The 18,935-nt window shown below is 50.7% G+C and carries 18 protein-coding genes; 10 read left to right on the top strand and 8 right to left on the bottom strand.

Translation table 11 applies throughout. The features are described from left to right. The first annotated feature begins 147 nt into the window (after positions 1-147). The 5 genes from QZN75_RS08820 (at position 148) to QZN75_RS08800 (ending at position 3,960) form a co-directional block, all read left to right on the top strand. Positions 148-438 (top strand): hypothetical protein, encoded by a 291-nt coding sequence (locus QZN75_RS08820; RefSeq protein ID WP_292427528.1) that lies wholly within the window; start codon positions 148-150, stop codon positions 436-438. A gap of 221 nt (positions 439-659) precedes the next feature. Beyond that, positions 660-1,097 carry a metal-dependent transcriptional regulator gene (locus QZN75_RS08815; RefSeq protein WP_292427525.1) on the top strand — a complete coding sequence of 146 codons (438 nt, stop codon included), beginning with the start codon at positions 660-662 and terminating at the stop codon, positions 1,095-1,097. Positions 1,098-1,309: 212 nt separating this feature from the next. Then, entirely contained in the window at positions 1,310-2,296 is a 987-nt protein-coding gene (locus tag QZN75_RS08810) for a metal ABC transporter solute-binding protein, Zn/Mn family (protein ID WP_292427523.1), read from the top strand. Then, a complete protein-coding gene (locus QZN75_RS08805) occupies positions 2,287-3,048 on the top strand; it encodes a metal ABC transporter ATP-binding protein (RefSeq protein WP_292427520.1) in 762 nt (253 codons plus the stop codon). The genes QZN75_RS08810 and QZN75_RS08805 overlap by 10 nt, the downstream gene beginning before the upstream one ends. A gap of 12 nt (positions 3,049-3,060) precedes the next feature. Continuing rightward, on the top strand, positions 3,061-3,960 hold the full coding sequence (locus tag QZN75_RS08800; RefSeq protein WP_292427515.1) for a metal ABC transporter permease: 900 nt from the start codon (positions 3,061-3,063) through the stop codon (positions 3,958-3,960). Between the two features lie 256 nt (positions 3,961-4,216). Here the strand turns inward: QZN75_RS08800 and QZN75_RS10005 are convergent, their stop codons facing one another. The 5 genes from QZN75_RS10005 to QZN75_RS08780 all read right to left on the bottom strand — a co-directional run bounded on the left by QZN75_RS10005 (position 4,217) and on the right by QZN75_RS08780 (position 9,390). Then, complete coding sequence (locus tag QZN75_RS10005) at positions 4,217-4,591, bottom strand: transposase (protein WP_366652813.1); 375 nt, start codon at positions 4,589-4,591, stop codon at positions 4,217-4,219. A 417-nt stretch (positions 4,592-5,008) separates the two neighbouring features. Next, positions 5,009-6,046 (bottom strand): M42 family metallopeptidase, encoded by a 1,038-nt coding sequence (locus tag QZN75_RS08795; RefSeq protein ID WP_292427513.1) that lies wholly within the window; start codon positions 6,044-6,046, stop codon positions 5,009-5,011. 1 nt (position 6,047) lies between these two features. Next, positions 6,048-7,154: a pyridoxal phosphate-dependent aminotransferase gene (locus QZN75_RS08790; protein ID WP_292427510.1), complete on the bottom strand. Its 1,107-nt coding sequence runs from the start codon at positions 7,152-7,154 to the stop codon at positions 6,048-6,050. A 22-nt stretch (positions 7,155-7,176) separates the two neighbouring features. Beyond that, positions 7,177-7,776, bottom strand: a complete 600-nt coding sequence (gene hxlB / locus QZN75_RS08785) for a 6-phospho-3-hexuloisomerase (RefSeq protein ID WP_292427508.1) — start codon at positions 7,774-7,776, stop codon at positions 7,177-7,179. A 129-nt stretch (positions 7,777-7,905) separates the two neighbouring features. Next, positions 7,906-9,390, bottom strand: a complete 1,485-nt coding sequence (locus tag QZN75_RS08780; RefSeq protein ID WP_292427505.1) for an MBL fold metallo-hydrolase — start codon at positions 9,388-9,390, stop codon at positions 7,906-7,908. A gap of 101 nt (positions 9,391-9,491) precedes the next feature. On the opposite strand from QZN75_RS08780, the gene QZN75_RS08775 reads away from it, so the two are divergent. The 4 genes from QZN75_RS08775 to QZN75_RS08760 all read left to right on the top strand — a co-directional run bounded on the left by QZN75_RS08775 (position 9,492) and on the right by QZN75_RS08760 (position 14,412). Beyond that, positions 9,492-10,718 (top strand): site-specific integrase, encoded by a 1,227-nt coding sequence (locus QZN75_RS08775; protein ID WP_292427502.1) that lies wholly within the window; start codon positions 9,492-9,494, stop codon positions 10,716-10,718. A 555-nt stretch (positions 10,719-11,273) separates the two neighbouring features. Continuing rightward, positions 11,274-11,525 (top strand): hypothetical protein, encoded by a 252-nt coding sequence (locus tag QZN75_RS08770; protein WP_292427499.1) that lies wholly within the window; start codon positions 11,274-11,276, stop codon positions 11,523-11,525. Beyond that, positions 11,518-11,880: a hypothetical protein gene (locus tag QZN75_RS08765; protein ID WP_292427497.1), complete on the top strand. Its 363-nt coding sequence runs from the start codon at positions 11,518-11,520 to the stop codon at positions 11,878-11,880. The genes QZN75_RS08770 and QZN75_RS08765 overlap by 8 nt, the downstream gene beginning before the upstream one ends. A 741-nt stretch (positions 11,881-12,621) precedes the next feature. Next, positions 12,622-14,412, top strand: coding sequence for a phage/plasmid primase, P4 family (locus QZN75_RS08760; RefSeq protein WP_292427495.1), 1,791 nt, complete (start codon positions 12,622-12,624; stop codon positions 14,410-14,412). 959 nt (positions 14,413-15,371) lie between these two features. Here the strand turns inward: QZN75_RS08760 and QZN75_RS08755 are convergent. The 3 genes from QZN75_RS08755 to QZN75_RS08745 all read right to left on the bottom strand — a co-directional run bounded on the left by QZN75_RS08755 (position 15,372) and on the right by QZN75_RS08745 (position 17,509). Then, the gene (locus QZN75_RS08755; RefSeq protein ID WP_292427493.1) at positions 15,372-15,548 is read right to left on the bottom strand and encodes a hypothetical protein; all 177 of its coding nucleotides are present in this window, start codon (positions 15,546-15,548) and stop codon (positions 15,372-15,374) included. 6 nt (positions 15,549-15,554) lie between these two features. Further along, a complete protein-coding gene (locus tag QZN75_RS08750; protein WP_292427490.1) occupies positions 15,555-16,793 on the bottom strand; it encodes a hypothetical protein in 1,239 nt (412 codons plus the stop codon). 560 nt (positions 16,794-17,353) lie between these two features. After that, positions 17,354-17,509 (bottom strand): hypothetical protein, encoded by a 156-nt coding sequence (locus QZN75_RS08745; RefSeq protein WP_292427489.1) that lies wholly within the window; start codon positions 17,507-17,509, stop codon positions 17,354-17,356. Between the two features lie 493 nt (positions 17,510-18,002). On the opposite strand from QZN75_RS08745, the gene QZN75_RS08740 reads away from it, so the two are divergent. Next, positions 18,003-18,749: a hypothetical protein gene (locus QZN75_RS08740; RefSeq protein ID WP_292427486.1), complete on the top strand. Its 747-nt coding sequence runs from the start codon at positions 18,003-18,005 to the stop codon at positions 18,747-18,749. The last annotated feature ends 186 nt before the right edge of the window (positions 18,750-18,935 follow it).

Here is an 18,935-nt window from a genome sequence, read left to right as displayed (position 1 = left end):
CCATGAATAGTAAAACATGAATAGTAGTTGTTTCCTGGTTTTCGTAACCGCGGCCAGCCCCGGCACACCAAAGCCGGAGACTTCGCACAGATTACACTTCAAAAGACTTTTTACCCATACCCGCACACCGGTTCACAAGGTGTTTATATGACCGTCATTAAGAGCGTTGAAATTATTTCATGGGCGAAGATTCATGCACTGTTCGGTATTGTGTTCGGCCTTATCTATGGCGTGCTGTTTGCCATCCTGGGTACCGCCATCGGGGCCACATTCAGTATGCCAGGCGCCACGACCCTCGGGTTGCTTTCCATTATCGTCTTTCCCATTATCTTTGGGATCATGGCCTTCATTTGCGGTGCGATCATGGCCTTCCTTTATAACATCTTTGCATGCAAGATCGGCGGCATCGAAGTCGAGCTGGTCGAGAAAAAACCATAACCAATCCTCGTTTTTATAGTCCCTGCGATCGCCCCACAGTAGGACAGATACAATTCGCGTTCCAAAGTGAGCCGTGCAGATTCTGCCGGCCTGTTCAAGCGATCTCTCAAAGGGATTCTTTAACCTGTCAGCGTTTTTCATGCGCACGCGAACAAATATCCGGATCAAAATATTGGGGACAACCCAAACTTTATTTTTAAAAACGCATTAAACCAATTATCATGGAGATCGGCAATGGCTATGAGATATCCCCGCGTAAGGCAGAGTACCTGAAATACCTGTGGGGGAAAGGCGGGAGGGTGCGGACGACCGATATCGCACGTGAGTTTTCTGTTGACCCCTCTACGATCACAAAGACGATCCAGGAACTCTCCGAAACGGGCTTTGTCACACACGAGCCGTACCGCGGAATCAGCCTCACGGTCACGGGAAATCGGTACGCAGAGTACCTCATCAAGCGTCACCGGATCCTGAGCCTGATGCTTACCCATTACGGGTTCTCGCACGAGCAGGCATGTGCGGAGGCCTCACGCTTCGAGAGCATGGTGTCAAAGGAGGCCATCGACCGGATCTGTGCCGCGATGGGACATCCCGGCCAGGGGATCTGCGGCGAGATCACGCATAATGATGGTTGCCTGAATCAGAAACCGACGCAGTAATGCATTTGCCGTTCACCAGGATCCTGATGATTTCAGCACAACGTGAGAGGAGAGACGCTGTATAACGCACGACATGGTATGCCAGAACTCCAGGGAAAAAGGCACGCGAAAAATATTGGGGCTTATCCAAATTTTTCATAATTATTATATGATCACCCGACGATATTCCCTCCCGGATTCGCCAGAACCCATTCCCAATAAGAAGGTTAAGAATGCCCCCATTCCCAGAAAAAAGAAAAATTATCCTGATCTGTGCTTTTGCAATCGTAATCATACTGGTTATCGTAGGAGGATACCTGGTCCTTATCAAAAATGCCAGCATCCCTTCTGCGCAATCGCACTCAGCCGGATCAAACGGAAAACTCCAGGTCATCACTTCATTTCGGCCTATCACCCTGCTCGTTCTCCCTGTTGCCGGAGACTATGCTTCAGTAACCCAGATCCTTCCCCCGGGTGCAGAGCCCCACGAATACGAACCAACGCCAAACGATGCAATGGCACTTGCGAAAGGAAAAATACTGTTTTATGACGGCCCGTTTATGGAACCCTGGGCTGAAAAACTCGCCAGTTCGACCAACCCGGACATTATCCGTGCTCCTTTTATCGACGCGATTCCGGCTTCAGTACTTGCACAGATGAAAAGCGAGCATGCAGACTTCCCTCACCCGGATCAGGATCCCCATCTCTGGCTCTCGCCGCAGCTTGCTGAGTATTATGTTCCCTATATTGCACAACAGCTTGCAGCGGCAGACCCGGCCAATGCCACATCTTACCAGAAGAATGGTGATGCATTTGAGGCGCGCCTCCGGAAACTGGATGCCAAGTATACGAACGGACTTTCAAACTGCACGACCCGGACATTCCTTACATCCCACTCATTCCTGAATTACCAGGCAGCCGCATACAACCTGACCGCCCTCTCGATCACCGGCTTAAGCCCGGATGCAGAGCCTTCTGTACAGCAGATGGCGGCGATTCTCGATGAATCAAAGGCAGCAAACGTCCAGGGTGTGATTGCAGAGACCGGTGAAGTCCAGGCACTGAGCCAGTCCATTGCTTCCGAACTTGACCTGCCCCTCTACCCTTACACCACCATGGAGATACTGCCGACCGGCCCGCTTAACGCCGGGGATAACGATTATGTAACCATCATGGAAAATAATCTCCAGCAGATGAGGCAGGCCCTGAAATGCCAGTAGATGCTCCCCCGGACCGGCCGGTATGCCTGACTGTCAACAATGTCAGTTTTGCGTACGGCGCAGAACAGGTGCTCGAAGATATCACGCTCGTTGTCCGGCAGGAGGAGTTTATCGGTATTGCCGGCCCGAATGGTGCGGGCAAGACAACCCTGCTCAAGATACTGGTCGGCCTGCTTGAACCCCAAACAGGTACCGTTGAATTTACCTGCCATATGGACGACTGCGAGGGCATGTCACCGTGCCGGCCCTGCATCGGGTATGTTCCCCAGCAGCCGGTGCTGCGCCAGCAGCAGTTCCCGGTGACCGTGCGGGAAGTCATCGAGATGGGCATATACGGGCAAATCGGCCTTTTCAGGAGACCAACCGTTGAGAATTTAACGGCAGTTGATAAGGCTATTGCAGAAGCAGGGCTTGGCCGCATCGCCGGAGAACTTTTCTCGGATTTGTCGGCGGGTCAGCAACAGCGGGTGCTGATTGCACGCGCCCTGGTCGGAAATCCCCACATCCTTGCCCTTGATGAGCCGACAAACGGTGTCGATGCGAAGAGCAAGCAGGAATTCTACGCGCTGCTCTCCCACCTGCACGACACGCATAAGATCACCGTTCTTATCATCCTCCACGATCTGACCGAGTTAAGCCGGATGATGGAACGCATTGTCTTTTTGCACCACAGGGTCCTGTATGACGGCCCGGCACAGGCTCTTGGTTCACAAGGACTCTGGAACCTGATGGTTCAGGCCGGAAACCAGTAAGGGGTGACGTGAATGGTGCTTGAATTTTTGATGTTTAAATTCGGCATGCGAGCGTTTATCGGCGGGCTGATTGTCGCGGTGACCTGCGCGAGCCTTGGTGTTTTTATTGTCCTGCGCAGGTTGTCGCTTATCTCCGATGGCCTTGGCCACGTGGCCTTTGGCGGCATTGCGCTCGGGTTCTGGACCGGCATCTATCCGCTCTATACTGCTGTGGCCTCGGTTATTGCAGGGGCTCTCGGGATTCACGCACTGGGCCGGCTCCGGGTTGCATCCGATGCGGCGATTGCAATCCTGTTCTCAGGAGGGCTTGCCATCGGCATTGTCCTTATCAGCATGGCGCAGTCAGCCCCGGCAGACCTTCTTTCCTACCTTTTCGGGACAATTCTCGGAATTAACGACAACGATGTGTACCTTGCCGCCGGGCTCGGCGTGATTGTCCTTGTGGTGCTTTGCCTGCTCTGGAAGGAATGGGTGGGAATCACCCTTGACCCGGATTTTGCACGGGTCGCCGGGATGCCGGTGAGTGCACTTGAGATCCTTTTTACGGTTCTCGTCGGCCTCACTGTTGTTGTTGCCACCCGGCTGGTCGGCGTCCTTTTAGTCTCAAGTCTCATGGTTATCCCTGCAATTGCGGCAATCCAGCTCAGGCTGCCATTCAGGCGTACGATTTTTGCGGCACTGGCCATTGCGATTGCCTCGGTCATCATCGGTCTTCAGCTCTCGTTCTCCTACAACCTCGCATCTGGGGGAGCGATCGTGCTTGTCACCATCGGGTTCTTTGTCCTGACAGCCTCCTTTGCCCGGCTCTGGCCAAAAATGAGACGGGATCTACCGGTCGACAATTGGAAACATCAGTGCACCGAACCGGGATACACAGGATCAAATGATCAAAACGACTCCGGTAAAACCTGAATTTTTCTTTTTAGTGTTATAGAAAATTTTAGTTTTCTTGGCTCTGTTGAAATCCTCATAAAACATTGAACACCCGTTGGTTTTTGAGGAAACGATCGATGAAAAAAATGATACATTTCAATGTGATTTTCTCAACCTGCTGTCGGTAAGATCGAGAACAGATGGTCTCTCCAAACAACCTTGTCAGGATCAAAAAAACAGTTTCGGCCATAGTCCTATGGCTGCAGGTTTTTACATCGAATGAGCTGGCCATGATTTATCGGTATTTGCCAGAAACACATGAGGCATGCCAGTCACGGACAGGGGTCATTGATTGAAATTCCAGATCCTCATGGATCAACTGATGAGTACGGTCAGAATCGTATGCTTTATCCATGACGTAGCAGGTTGATTTTTTCACCCGATACGATGCACGAAGTACGATGTGAGCGATTTGTGAATCGTGGCATCGACTATGTGTGACATGAAACGATAGCAGGGATTTATCGGTTGTATTGACGGAGATTGTTGTTTTGAGATAATCGTGACGGGTCTTCCCGGTTCTGAACGAGTACCAGGTACTGGCAGAATCTGGCGTGAAACCTGACGAATCAATTGCAACAACCGACGTAACGTTCTTCCATTCCGTCATGAATGAACACGCTTGTCGGAATAACTGGTTTAAACCGTTTGCAGGAACTCGTTTTGAAAATGTACAGAGAGTAGAATAATGAAGGATCTCCTTGAGTTGCAATTGTTCCTGGACAATGTTCATTATCTTCAAGAAGGTTCACAAAATCCCAATACCGGGCTCCGAGATATCCTTTGAATAAAAGTAACGTGAGTAATTGATGCTGAGTGAAATCCCTTCTCGAATAGCGTGAGGAATATTCCGGTACTCCGGTCAGCCTGACCGCATTCTGGCACGAGGTCAGAAAACAAATATACTTCTGATCTGAGAAGAAGTGCTGCTCCTTGTTTGGGTTTCCCATAACTTTTACCGGGAGCTCCTTGTTCTTAGCTCTACCGGTAGCTTAGGGTTTCAACAGAGCCAAAAAATCCAAAACATTTACACTGCCGGTTTTACCTTAAGCGCAGCAACCAGCAGGTTCACGCCGCCTTCAATATCCCGGATGTCCAGCACCTCGACCGGTGAATGGATATACCGGGCTGGCGGGCTGATCGTGGTGCTCGGGATACCGCCCCGGGTGAGGTGAATGGAAGTTGCATCGGTCGTTCCTCCGGTACCAACCTCAAACTGCACAGGGATGTCATGAGACTCGGCAGCATTTTTCAGCCACTGGACAACCTTGCGGTTTGCAATCAGGCCTCTCCCGCTGCTGTCGACAATCGTAATGACCGGTCCTTTTCCCATCTCGATTGCCGCATCGCGCATCTCAATGCCCGGGTGATCACCGGGGATCGTGACATCGGTAGCGACAGCCCAGTCAGGATTGATGGTAAATGCGCTGGTCTTTGCCCCCTTGAGGCCGACTTCTTCCTGTACCGTAAAGACCGCGTAGACCGTGAAGGGGGACTTCATCTTCTGCATGGTCTTTATCAGCATTGCAACACCGGCGCGGTTATCGAAGGCCTTGCCGGTTACCCGGTTGTTGGAAAGCTCGGCGAACTCCCGGTCGATCGTGATGGGCGTTCCGATCTCGATACCGAGTTCCGCTACCTCATCCCGGTTTTGTGCCCCGACATCGATGAACATCTCATCGACCTTAACGCCTTTTTTGCGCTCCTCGTCGTCCATCATGTGCGGGGGTTTGCCGCCGATAACACCGATCCGGTCGCCTTTTGTCCCGTGGACGATGACGCGCTGGTTATAGAGGGTCGGCGCATACCAGCCGCCAAGCGTGATAAACCGGAGAAAACCCTTGTCATCGATGTACTTTACCATGAGCCCAATCTCGTCCATGTGGGCCGCAAGCATCACTTTTAACTTGTTCCCGTGCTTGACAGCAATGAGGTTTCCCATGGAATCCTCGGTGATCTCATCGACATATCCTTTGAGTTCCTTTTTTATTACCGCAAATACGCTGCCTTCGCTGCCCGATACCCCATGAGCATTGGACAATTTCCGTAAAAGTTCCTTGACCATATTATTCACATTTTGCTTTTTTGATCCTATCAAGAGCTCGCTTGAGATTATCCCGGGACGATGCATAACTCAGACGGGCGTAGTCCGGCGCGTTTGCCCCGAACGCCGAACCCGGCGTGAGAATTACTCCCCTATCGATGATCTTCTGGACAAGCGCCGGCTTCATCGGGACAAATGCGTAAAATGCACCCTCGGGAACCGGAAGCGAAAACCCCAGATCGGAAAGTCCCTTAACCAGCAGGTCCCGCCGTGCCTGGTATTCGGTACGCATCTGCGCAACCGGCGACTGGTCACCGGTGTATGCGGCAAGAGCCGCATACTGCGATATCGATGTCGCGCAGGCCTGACAGTACTGGTGCACCTTGAGGCACTGGCCCACAATCTCAGGAGATGTCGCAAGGTACCCGAGTCTCCAGCCGGTCATTGCATAGGTCTTGCTTGCCGCGTTCACCGTGATCACGTTATCGCCAAACCGGGCAGCACTCCAATGCTTCTTGCCGTAGATGAAATGCTCGTACACTTCATCGCTGACAATGGTGACACCTGCGTCATTGGCATATTCGACCAGCGCCCTGATAGATTCCCTGCTCTCCACAGCACCGGTCGGATTTGCCGGGGAGTTGAGGACAAAGAGACGGGCTCCCTTCATGAGTTCCTGTGCCTTATCAAGATTGATATGAAGGGTCTCATCCAGCGGGACACCGACCGGCCGGCCCCCGGCAAGCGTTGCAAGTGCTGCATAGGAGACAAAACCCGGGTCAGCACAGAGAACGCGATCGCCTTCACTCACGAGCGCCTGCATCACAATATGGAGCGCCTCGCTCGCACCGGCAGTGACGACTATCTGGTCGGGAGTATACGTCACCTCGTTCTCTTTTTTGAATTTGACACTGATTGCATTCCGGAGTTCGGGAATCCCCGTGTTTGCAGTATACCCCGTCTTTCCCGCACGGATGGCCGCTATGGCCGCGTCCTTGATGTGCTGCGGCGTGTCAAAATCCGGCTGGCCAAGGCCCAGGTTTATCGAATCCGGACCTGCAGCTTCAAAAATCTTTCGTATCCCCGAGATCTCGATTTCCCTGACCCGGGGCGAGAACCGTTCTGTCAATTGTGTCCCACCTCTTCAGATTTCACTCAATATTTGCATGCCGGTTCTTGAGCGCGGACTCATCGGTCTTGGTGATCTCCATAAGCCGTGAAATCACGGCATCGGCGAAGATCATCGAGGTCGTTTCAAAGAGCGTTCCGAGTGGAGCAAACGACTTATGATCGCCAAGGACCTGCCGGATCTCGAACTCTGCCGCATCGTCATCGACATTGTCGCGCTGGTGCTCTATAATCACTTTGCAATCGGCGATTTTCCCAATCCGCGAGTCCGCGTTGGCGGTGATCAGACCGATATGCGCCCCGATATCCTTACCGGTCTCGGCAATATCGGCAACGGTCTTGGTCCTGCCGGATCCCGAAAAGATCACAATAAGATCACCTTTCTGGAGCGCCGGCGTGATCGTCTCGCCAACAACGTACGACTGGAGGCCGAGATGCATCAGACGCATGGCAAACCCTTTTGCGACAAGCCCTGATCGTCCTGCACCCATCACATAAATGCGCCGGGCATGCAGGATCTCGTCAATGAATGCATCGACATCCTTGTCCGAGATTGAAGTCGCGATCGCCCGGATCTTTGATGCCATCAACTGCATCATTTCCTGAACCCTGTGATTTTCCATCCTACTCGTAAGAATGATGTTATCCCATAGTAGATGAGAATTTCGTACCTGTCAGGTTGCCATGAGCGGATGGGTAAAAATGGGTAATGATACCAGTGAATAATACCTTCAAAAGGAGTATTTTTGTTTTTAAGCGTCTGACATGCTGTACCGCATGATCTCGCCATATGGCACCAGTTTTCTGTTCTCCAGCACAGAGACTGCACCATGTCCGCCGCAGCAACGGCAGCGTTTCTGCTGCGGGGCAAGGTTTTGATCTGTTTCTGCCGCAAGTCCGAGAAGTGCCTTGCGCTCTTTGCGTGCGAGTTCGCTGTCGACGTTTACTGAAGTAACAAGAAAATCAGCAAGCGAGTTATAGGTGGCTCGTTCCGGTGTGAGGCTGGAAAAATTAATGACTGCATCTGCAGTAAAAAGCAGCCCTTCCGACGCTGAATACAGGTAGATCTGCCCATAGGTATGGCCGCCCAGTCCTTCAAGCACTTCGAGTTCAAGATCGCCAATTTTGACGTTCCCAAGAACCGGAAATATACTGCGGGTTGCCGCACCGGCCCGCGGAAGACAGGTAATCTCCTTTGAAGGATTGAACTGCGAAAAGAGGTTGATCATCTTCGTGTAGAACGCTTCAAGGACGGAATGCTCGCTTCGCGAACCGTATGCCCGGTTGTTCGTTTTAATGATATCCCGGGTTCCCGCATGCATGAGCGCTCCCGCCGGGAAAAATCCCCCGGCGCCGCAGTGATCCGCATCCGCATGGGAGATGATCAGCTGACTGAACCGGCGCTCGTCGCCAAGCCCGTAGTGCGAAAACATCGCCATCACATCGTTGTGATAGATGCCATAGCCGGTATCGATCATCAGGGCCTCATCCGGGGTGGCGAGGATATAGATGCTGCCGCCGCAGGGCATCTGGAAACAGAAAAGATCGACCCGGGGGGTTACGTGGATCTTCTGGACGTCGGCGTAGAAATTTCTGCCTGTTGTGGCACGCAGGGTTCGGCCGGTCAAAAGCACGCTGTCAAAGACCTGGCGGGGATTGTTCCCCCGGTTCATCAGTTCCTGTGCAATGTGGTTGGTATCGGCCAAAAACGAGAGCAAAAATGAATTCTCGGATTCGCCGATCAGTTCCCGGATCTCCTGGGCAAACCGTACATAGAAGATCGTATCGTCAAGATGTTTTCCTGTGGTGTCGTATTCGAGGATCTCAAGCTGGTAACGTGATTTCAGCTGGTCGAGCAGCCTGTCGACGGCAGCCGGGTTTTCAAGGTTCAGGCTGATCGTCACTCGATCCAGGTGCCTTCCGGCATCGTCGAAATCAACAAACCCTATATTTGCACCGGAATCTGTCGTATATTTCAGGAACTGGGAGAGGGAACCGGCTGTATGGGGGAGGTGCACGGAGAACTTAAGGAAACTCAGTGGCTTTAGTGAAGTCTGGAGGTATCCGATTGCCGCGAGATCGCCCGTGATTCTCAAATAGGCGTCTTCTGATGCCGTCACTTCATAAAAGACCGTGCAGGGATCGATCCTGCGATCGTACTGGATACGGTTGATATTGCCCTCATATTTTTTGATGATACCGGCAGCTCGTTCGAGGGAACCGGGTTCGTCCGGCATATGTGCGATAAAACCAAATTTCTTAATCTGAATTGGCACATTATCAGGGTTAAGAATAAATAGCACCCCCTCTATAACTATCATCAATCACGGGTGAAATCATGGTAGAAGATCAGGACGTTGTTTCTCTTAAAGAGTTCGTGGCCGGCTGTAGAACCAGAGGGACCGGCAACGCGTACCGGGTTGGGATTATCGGGTTACTCTCGGCGGTCTATGGGAAACACCGGGCCGGGAGGAAATGCACAGAACAGGAATTTGAGGAATATGACGAATTATCCCGGCGGTACTTATCCGAGAAGCGGAACCCATCAAAGGATATTATCGTTTATATCAAGGCGATGCAAGATGCGGAGATGCCCCCAAAAAGTATCTCGCTTCGTGTGGCCGGCGCTCGGGAATGGCTCAAACAAAACGACGTGTCCCTATCGGAAAAGGAAAAGGGGAATATCCGCCGCGTAATGCCCCGGAAGGTACGGCCACAAACGAGGTTCGAGTTTTTCGATTATGAGAAACTACAGGCTCTATTGCCGTTTCTTGATATCAGGTTGCAGGCATTGACATTAGTCTTGGCGTCATCCGGTGCGCGGGTCGGGGAAATACTTACCACCAATATATCAGATATCCATGATGATACGCGACCAGTCAGCATTTTTATCAGGAAAACAAAGACGGCAGAACCCAGAACCGTTTTTATCACAGACGAAGCGTATGAGAGCCTTCGGGCTTGGTTCAAAGTCCGGGAGGAATACATACGGCAGGCCGGGGAACGCGGTAACTCAATGAAGATAAAAAGAAAGGAGGGAAAAGACGACAGGATCTTTCCGTTTGCGCTGACGGTAATTTATCGGGCGTGGCATCGGGGATTGAAAAAGGCCGGGTTGTTCGGGAGGGATAGTAGCACGGGACGCAATGAATTGACAGTACATCGGCTCCGGGCTTGGAACCGTGATCGTGTGGCATCGGTTATCGGGCCAGACTATGCAGAACTATTCCTAGGCCACGTCGATCAATATGGCAATACGTATAAGAATACAACAGAAAGAGCACTCGCCGAAAAGTACCAACTATGCCAGCAGGCTTTGACGATCAAGGACTCTGGTAGGGTTAAGCACGATATCCGAGTACAGGCCGATCTAATCTCCAAACAGGAACAGACCATCCAGGAACTTCAGGAGAGATTGGCAGCGGTCGAACAGGGGCGGAACCTCTTGGATTCATCTGAGGGCAGCGACGGTGCGATGGGTATTATCCGGGCGGGTCTTACTAGGGAGGCGCTCAAATCCCTCGTCGCCGATGTGATCCTTGAAAATGCGGGGGGTCAAAAATAGTTCTCTTTTTGGTGCGCGAGATATCCTTTAATACCACTTATATAACTAACTTTTTTTGGAACGGGGCAAGAATCAAGTCCCGATTGAGTTATATAACTATATTTGAGGTTTTAGGAACAGAAATGCTTATATCTTATGATAAACCACAGTTAGAAATAGTGGAGATGACTGGGCACGAGCATGATGATTCTGGCAACTAAATCCTTCGCCAGAGGACATTTAAATATCGCCTTTTACGGTTCCTGAAGAGCCGGCCCGAATTTCTCATATCTTTTTTTCTACAAGCCTTTGAAAGACCGTTTGATCGTTCTTTTGGCATATTTGCATTGCAATATGAAACTTTCACAGAGGTGAATATATGAAACAGATCATGATTCAAAAATATCGCTGTAAAAAATGTGGATTTGAGTGGATACCTCGAATAGAGGGGATGCCAAAATTGTGTCCTTCCTGCAAGTGCCGGAAATGGCACAACTACAAACTGAGTGAAGTTGTTGAACGAAAAGCCGATGAGGTGCCATCATGAATGGGGGCTTCCGGGATCGAAACTGTAGATTGTCCGTTTTCCCAGATGGGTTCCGCAAATTCAAAAAGATTGCCGAGACGGACGACTCCGCTATGCAGGGTGCAATCGGGATCATTGTCGCGGTCGATTGTTTATTGAGGATTTTATTCGGTGACGACGGCGACGAAGAACCGACGGAGTTTGTCCGAATGGATCGGATCCCATCAGCCGGGTGGACTGGATCGGCTAAGATTACGACGGTGAGCACAAGGTTCGGGAGTGGGGGTATCGTCAATGCTTGAGAAAAAATTGCCCCCGGTTGCCAGCCGGGAAGCGAACTGCCAAAACGCATTGCCGCACGAAGTTGGCAAAAGCATTTCTGGCTATCCAGTTTTAAAATTTCCGATGCCCGGCCGGAATCTTCGATCTCTGCGATTCACCGACATTGGGGTTGCGATTGATGTCGTTCTCAAACTCGCAGCAGATGAGGACAGAACTGTGATATCAGAACTCGACGTCAGAGATCTTTTGGGCAATCGAAGATATCGAGCCAATCCAGTGAAGGCGTTGCGGCAGGTTGCGCGACTGTATCCCAGCAATGCTCGTATGACGCTTCGCGCCGGGCTTTGGTGCCTCGTTCCGGCGGTGTCATTATGACCGCCGAGAAAACTATCCCGTTTGGTCCCGGCAGAGTATGCATCCGGGCTTTGCTCTCACAAATCCCCGGACTTTCCGGTGATCATCCATCGTGCCTCGGAGCCATCTGTTCCGAGTATGAATACTGCCGTCACGAGTCTGAATATTATCGATTGAAATATATCGAACTAGAAAAAGGGAAAAAACCGGGAAAAAGACAGCCGTCACGGAGGAATGATCCATGATCGCCCCAATGAGCTGGGCCCGGTGCTGGAGGATAATTAAGCACATCCGGGTACATGGCCTACCGAAAACCCCGGGGCAACTCAAATACCTTTCTCACGAAATTGAGAGGATGAGCCACGATCAACAGCGCCGGCTCTATGCCGAATGTTCCGGTGTTCTTTCGCAGGTGGTGCCGGGGGTTACAAATGCATAATTTGACAGTATCCCTGGTCTTTGCCGGTCCGGACGCGGATATGAACAGCGCGCTCCCTGAAATTCTCGAAATAATCAAGGGTTACGGCGGGGTTACGGAAAATATCATTCGAGAATACTCCCCGGAGGCGGACTAATGCCGGAAATAATCACAACCCGGACCCTTTTCCCCGATCATATTTGCATAGGCACGCCGTCAAAAGGAGGGGAGATTACCGTTTTTTTTGATAGCGGGAATTTATCGGAAGCTCAAACCCGGATCGATAATGCAGTCCAGGCAAGGCAGTATCTCCTTAATAAACTAGCATCTGGAGGTCAGCGGGTATGAGCGAAATCATACCGACCGGGGCAACTCTCGCAGATCCAAAGACCGACGGGAAAACATGCGATCCGGAATTTGACAGGATTCTAAAACGGCGAGAGATGATGGAGGCGCCGGTACCTGCAGGACCTCCAGTTCTCCCGGTCCCCCCAACACCAACAGGTACTCCGGATGCATGGCAGCACCCGGATTATCCTGACGCAAAGATCGCCTCCATGAATCACATTGAGATATGTGCCGCACTCGATAAACTCCAACGTCTACCCAAAGGATTCGACCTGATGGGCGAGAACCTTGTCCGTGAAGCACTCATACGGGCCGTCCGGGATCCTGCCGTGCATCAACTGTATGATGCAATGCAGCAGGACAAGAAAAAGCGGCAGGAACGCGCAGCGGCAGAACAGGCGGCCCTGCCCGGTGTCGGCTTAACGGAACTGGCAGCCTCTGATCGTTTTGTTGAAAAGATCTCCGGGGAGTGCGTTTTTAACGCTAGTACAAACCGGTGGCACTACTGGAACGGTAGGGTGTGGAAAATCGACGACAGAAGCCTCATAAAGAACCGGTGCCGGACCTTTGTTAAATCCCTGTATGCTGATCTTGGAGACATCGAACGGAAAAGCGATCGCGCTGAATACCTTGGTGACGTTGAAAAACTCAATACCCGGCGGGGGATCGATAACATCGTCGCACTTGCAGCGATCCAGCTCACAAAACGATCGGAAGATTTTGATAGCAACCCGCACATCCTGAATTTACAGAACGGTACGATCGAGTTTACCCCAAATGGGATCACCTTCCGGGAGCACCGGAAAGAAGATTTGTGCTCCTTTATAGGCGGATGTGAATATCGCCCCGATGAGCCGGTACCGGAAATCTGGATCAATCATGCACACAAGATCGCCTCTGAAGATCCGGATCTGTCAAAGACCATTCAGACCGTTTTAGGGTATTGCCTTGACGGGGGGAACCCACTAGAAAAGATCGTTATCGCATACGGTGCCGGCAGGAACGGCAAGTCCGTCACATTCCGCACCTTTTCCCGCATTCTTGGAGGGTATTCCGTCAACGTCAACCCGCTCACGCTCATGGAGACCGGGAACAAAACAACAAGCCCCGAACGGCTTAAAATGCGAAATACCCGGCTCATTATTGCACAGGAGCCGAACAAGCCTTCCGACCAGCACCAGAAAGACACAACTGTTCTGGATAGCGGTTTCCTGAAGGCTGCATCGGGAAAGGATCTTATATCGGCCCGCAACCTGTATTCAAACAATATTGAGGAGTTCGCCGTTTCCGGAGTCGTGACGCTATCAACCAACCCACTTCCCACCGTGAACGATCATTCCGTGGCATTCTGGGACCGGCTGGTGTTGCTCCCGTTCGATTACTATTTCCGGCCAGAGGAACGCGATTCGCATATCGAAGATAAGTTCGATGCGGTCTTAGCCGGGATCCTGAATTGGTTCATTCAGGGGTGGGAGAATTACCGAAAGAAGGACACCATAGATCTCTGCGAGACGGCAAAGATCGTCCTGAATGAATACCGGTGTGCCGATGATGAGTATGCCGGGTTTGTACACGACTGTATAGAAGAGCGGAAAGGCGCCGAGGTACTCGGAACTGCACTATACGATGAGTACGTGTCATATACAAAATCCCGGTACGGGACGGTCAAAAACAGCACCACGTTTGGACGGGATATGAGTTCTCGTTTCTCCAAGAAGCGGAAAACCTCCGGGATCGTGTACCGCGACATCCAGCTCAGAGCCGGGCAAATGCAGGTGCCATCATGAGCCCGACCATGATCCAGAATGTAGGGTTATGTATAGTTCCCGGTAAACTTTTCCACACACACGCGCGTAGGGTTAGTTTCCCGGAGACCCTACATGACTATACATTCTCCGACGTGAGCACTGTTTTTAGGGGAATTTTCAAAACTCGCCCGGGATACCACCAGATCGTCCCATATAGTTTCGATATCTGCATGGAGCCGGATGGATGCCAAAGTGAGGAGGGGATATAGATGCCCGGTTTCAAAACAAGCCACGTACCGGGGTATCAAACAGATTCGCACATATCCGTTAGCGCCACTTTGATGCCGTCAGCGGAACAACTTGCCGCCCTTGATCGCTTGTGGGAAGCGCGCTCTGTATTGGCGGATTCAAATTTTAGACACGAGCTTATCCCGCAGGGAAAGCAAACCCACGCCGGGGAAAACTTTCTTTTTTTGGAGTGCATCGGTAAAATTCCCATGAGGATCGAAAAAGGAGAACCGTGGCCATCGAAAAATATACTCTTGACTAATACACAATTAGTTCGGGACGAGTCGGGGTGGCACGTTTCCTTGACGTACCGGGTGCTTGCCCCAACAAGTCCGCGCCTGATCATTTGAGTCAACCATTTACACCTCCCAAAACAATTTTGATTTTCCGGTGGGGGGGGTCAATCAGAATGAACGCACGTTTAATACCTACGTGGGGACGGGAAAATGACCGGCTAACATACCCGCATACTCTTTACATAGGGCATAACATACCATTCTCCGACGTGCTCACATACTCACATACCTTTTTTGGAAAAATGCAAGCAAACAAAAAAAGTTAAACACTTTTACAAAAAGTTAAACACTTTTGTAAAAGAGACCCTTGCATACCTCCACATAGGTATGTGAGTATGTGAGTATAGAGGAGAGAGAGGTAACATAGTGGGGTATGTGAGTGGTATGTATCCTATGTGGGTATCCTATTCTATTTCACCGATATTTTCCACTTTTGATCAATTCTGCCCGGGCGGTATCAAATGCAAAAAAATCATCAGCGGTTGCCATTCCACCAACAAACATGAAAATAATTTTATGATCTTCGATTTCCCTCATATCTACAAAATCAACCAGGATTTCTTCCTGCTCGATTAAGACATCATCGTTCATGTTCCCTCAAACCTCAATCACCGTCGGTAACTTGCTAACCGTGGCCTGTTCCCCGTTCCATTGTTTTTCGTATTCCGCGTATATTCGGGCTTTCTGATCTCCATCCAACGCCCTGAAACTATTTTTCATACCGTCGATTTTCGATTGGATTACATAGGGAATCCGTCCAAACTTGCAAACCCCAAATTCCTTGTTCTGAATCTCAATGATAAAATGACCTTTTGGCAATCGGCTGATAATTTGGGTGTACCTGACCATAGTGTTTTTACTGGCTTTCACGCCGGGCAACAAAATTCGATGCGTTGCCCTTTTGTATGCAGAATCATGCAGCAGTGCAAAACCATGAGAGGAAACCACCGTCGATATATTGGCTTTTCTGAAATCCCGCTGTAATTCCGAATTGATGTTGATTAACCACCAATGAGCGTCGGAACTTGCAGCCGAGAGAAAATCGTCTGCCTCGTCCCAGATCATCATTATCGGTTTGTTTCCAAAAATTGCCATCGTTGCGGCGGTCACATCGAACCAGAAGCACCCCGATTTGATTGCATGCTGGCTATAATCTTTCGGCTCTTTGATTTTGAGAGGTCGCCCCCGCCCTCGTTTTGGGATATCTACTAAATCGTCTTTCCGCTCGTCTGGTTTGACCCCAGCATCAAATTCGTTTCTCGCTTCGGCGAGTAACCCGCAAAGCCGAGGTGACAGACGGTACTTCTGAGGTTCCAAAACAATATTGATGCTACCCTCGTGTATCTTTCCGATGAGGTCGTCGGCCGTCGTGTACGTCTGGATCGCCGGCAGATTGGGTACAGGGATCGGCTTGTGGTCTCGGTCGTAGCAGAAAAAGCAAATGTCATCGATATCATTTTCGTTGACAAACAACGCCAGCTCTTTTGCCGGCATGTCAGGGATTCGTTCATTCCAGTTTGCAGGGATCAGCACCGGCCATAGATCTAAGTCTCGGCATCGCCAGAGCACGGTTGTTGGGCTTGTCTCGTATTTCAAAATATTCCCGTGGTGAACCAGACGAGAAATGTAACTTTCTTTTGAGCCGACCCGCATATACCGAGAATATTCAGCCATCCAGGCCATCAAGGTTGATTTTCCCTGCCCAAAACTCCCCAAAATTGCAGTTTGTACTCCCCCCGACCCCGTGGATGAGGTGGCATCGTCCATAATAAAGGTTTGGAAAAACGCTTTTGATCCGATCAATGGGCTGATGTTGTTGTCTGTGTACTCCGACATATCCGAATGTGAGGGAAGCGTGTTTTAAAATTTTGTATTTTTCCCTCCCCCCCCTCCATCCAAAGAACACGCGAAATTTTGGTAGTGCGGGAGGCAGGGACGTCCAGGTTTTCGGCTGCATACAAGATTTGAACTTGAATATACCACAACAGCAATCAGTTTGCAAACATTCAATTCTCAAACAACGTTTCAGATAGCATGCAGCAAAGACCGAGTTTGCGGGAGATGCAAGCGCAATTCGAATACCAACTAGAGCAATCACGGCACCAACAATCCCACGAGATAGCAACAATTCCAGATCCGCCAGTACTCCACCAGATCCATTGCCTCCAAGAGAACCAAGCCAGACAAGCTCAGCAAGCCCAACCCCCCCAACCTCAGCAAGTTGTTTTCCGAGAAAATATCCCGCCCCCGCCTCCGTCTGAAATACGGCAGGCGTATAACACCGTTCAGACAGCACAAGTACTCTTGTGCGGGGGCATCACGAATCAGAAAAAAGCACGACGCTGTAACTCAGGCACGCCTCGAAAGAGGCATTGAAAAAAAAGGTTTGAGGGATTTTACTGGCCGCGCTGGCTTCGGTTATGCTGCCTGATCATAGCGGTCGATACACGGCCGAGCGTCGCGGTCCCGATCGGGTCGTGCTCGAAATGGCTGTTCTCAATGAGGGCCACTGCCGGAACGCCTACGAGGGGAACGATTTTGTCGTATGGCATGCTTTCTCACCTCCGACTATCCTATTTTAACTCGGTGTTTTAAACTTTCGTATGCAAAATTTTAAGATAGACATGTCCCACGCTCGCACATGTCAGAGCAGCAAAAAGTAATTGTCCGCGTATCCCGCTCATGGATTCAACAGTTGGTAGCCAGGAACGAAGTTGTCATTGATTCTCTCGGCAGGGTCCAGGGCTTTTCTCAGTATCTTGAACGTATGAGGCAACGGTTGGAGGGTGCGCCCGCATGACCCGGTTGTCTGACAGTGAACGTATAGCTGGCTATATCTCGCAGTTACCAACGGGCACAGTATTCTCCGACGAAGATATTGCCATATCAATTTTCTCAAAATGCCGAAAATTATTACCGACCTCTGTAGAGATTAGCACGCATATTTCACGACACCCCTCCACCAGAAAAATTGGGGCCCATCAATGGATGAAAATAAACCTCGAAAAAGCAGAGAGCGAAAATAGTTTTGCGGGTTGATCGGGCATGGATATTACTTTTTCAAATGTTACGGAGAGCGATTTAAAAATTATCGTCGGGTTGTTTGGCCCGCATTGCGACGCACCAACACCAGAGATCCCGACCGTGCCGGCAGAGAAAGCCACGGTCAAGACGACATCACAGGCCGTGGGTAAGAAGGAACAGATCGCCGCACCGGCACCGGGAAATGCCCCCAAAACGAAGAGAGAAAAGAGCGCCCCCCCCACAATTCCGGGAAAAAAGGGATTCCAACCGCATCTTGGTATCCCGTACAAAAACCAAAACCCCGACGGCTCACAAAATCAGGAGTATCGAAAAGCGTACAACCTTTGCCGACAGCACAAATGCACGTATCCTGAACTCATCGAAAACGGGATCGTAAAACCGGATGCCCCGCCCACGGATCCGACACCACAGGCCCCGGCAAAATCTGATGCAGTAAAGCAATCAGACCCGGCGATACCTCATGCCGGGGCAAAGACCACCGGCAGCAACGCCAAGAAGCATACTTTATTGACCGACCCGTTCACCATCGTGCCCGGCCTGAAAGTCCGTCAGCTTAGACCCGACGCGGGGCGCATGTTCTCCGGGGTCGGCCAAGTTACAGCTAGACGCGGGGAACTAATCGAAGTACGAGACAGCGATGGGAAAACATGGAAAATACTATCCTGCCATCTTGAACCGGTCAACGGGATTAACGAGACCGTAAGGAAGCCACTGGCACGGGCGGGATCATCTGGCATTATATCCTAATTAAAAGCCGGTGATGTTATACTCTTTGACTTTTGTTTGGGAAGGCTATAGCGCGATTCTAGCGGTTGGAAGTATTAGAACACGCATGGCAATGAGAGATAGGGCAAGAAAATTTCTCTATAAAATTGAGTCAACTTAAAATTTTCAATCCAAATTTATGATATATCCACCGAAGAGCAAGCAGAA

The sequence above is a fragment of the Methanoregula sp. genome (genome assembly GCF_003170075.1).
Classification (GTDB): domain Archaea; phylum Halobacteriota; class Methanomicrobia; order Methanomicrobiales; family Methanospirillaceae; genus Methanoregula.
This window is presented reverse-complemented; position numbering and strand designations above follow the sequence as displayed.

What these genes read in the sequence shown, in the direction of transcription:
- QZN75_RS10005 (WP_366652813.1), bottom strand. Translation starts at nt 4,591, where the DNA reads ATGACGGAATGGAAGAACGTTACGTCGGTTGTTGCAATTGATTCGTCA.
- QZN75_RS08795 (WP_292427513.1), bottom strand. Translation starts at nt 6,046, where the DNA reads ATGGTCAAGGAACTTTTACGGAAATTGTCCAATGCTCATGGGGTATCG.
- QZN75_RS08810 (WP_292427523.1), top strand. Translation starts at nt 1,310, where the DNA reads ATGCCCCCATTCCCAGAAAAAAGAAAAATTATCCTGATCTGTGCTTTT.
- QZN75_RS08760 (WP_292427495.1), top strand. Translation starts at nt 12,622, where the DNA reads ATGAGCGAAATCATACCGACCGGGGCAACTCTCGCAGATCCAAAGACC.
- QZN75_RS08750 (WP_292427490.1), bottom strand. Translation starts at nt 16,793, where the DNA reads ATGTCGGAGTACACAGACAACAACATCAGCCCATTGATCGGATCAAAA.
- QZN75_RS08815 (WP_292427525.1), top strand. Translation starts at nt 660, where the DNA reads ATGGAGATCGGCAATGGCTATGAGATATCCCCGCGTAAGGCAGAGTAC.
- hxlB (WP_292427508.1), bottom strand. Translation starts at nt 7,776, where the DNA reads ATGGAAAATCACAGGGTTCAGGAAATGATGCAGTTGATGGCATCAAAG.
- QZN75_RS08740 (WP_292427486.1), top strand. Translation starts at nt 18,003, where the DNA reads ATGGATATTACTTTTTCAAATGTTACGGAGAGCGATTTAAAAATTATC.
- QZN75_RS08780 (WP_292427505.1), bottom strand. Translation starts at nt 9,390, where the DNA reads ATGCCGGACGAACCCGGTTCCCTCGAACGAGCTGCCGGTATCATCAAA.
- QZN75_RS08775 (WP_292427502.1), top strand. Translation starts at nt 9,492, where the DNA reads ATGGTAGAAGATCAGGACGTTGTTTCTCTTAAAGAGTTCGTGGCCGGC.
- QZN75_RS08800 (WP_292427515.1), top strand. Translation starts at nt 3,061, where the DNA reads ATGGTGCTTGAATTTTTGATGTTTAAATTCGGCATGCGAGCGTTTATC.
- QZN75_RS08765 (WP_292427497.1), top strand. Translation starts at nt 11,518, where the DNA reads ATGCTTGAGAAAAAATTGCCCCCGGTTGCCAGCCGGGAAGCGAACTGC.
- QZN75_RS08820 (WP_292427528.1), top strand. Translation starts at nt 148, where the DNA reads ATGACCGTCATTAAGAGCGTTGAAATTATTTCATGGGCGAAGATTCAT.
- QZN75_RS08755 (WP_292427493.1), bottom strand. Translation starts at nt 15,548, where the DNA reads ATGAACGATGATGTCTTAATCGAGCAGGAAGAAATCCTGGTTGATTTT.
- QZN75_RS08805 (WP_292427520.1), top strand. Translation starts at nt 2,287, where the DNA reads ATGCCAGTAGATGCTCCCCCGGACCGGCCGGTATGCCTGACTGTCAAC.
- QZN75_RS08745 (WP_292427489.1), bottom strand. Translation starts at nt 17,509, where the DNA reads ATGCCATACGACAAAATCGTTCCCCTCGTAGGCGTTCCGGCAGTGGCC.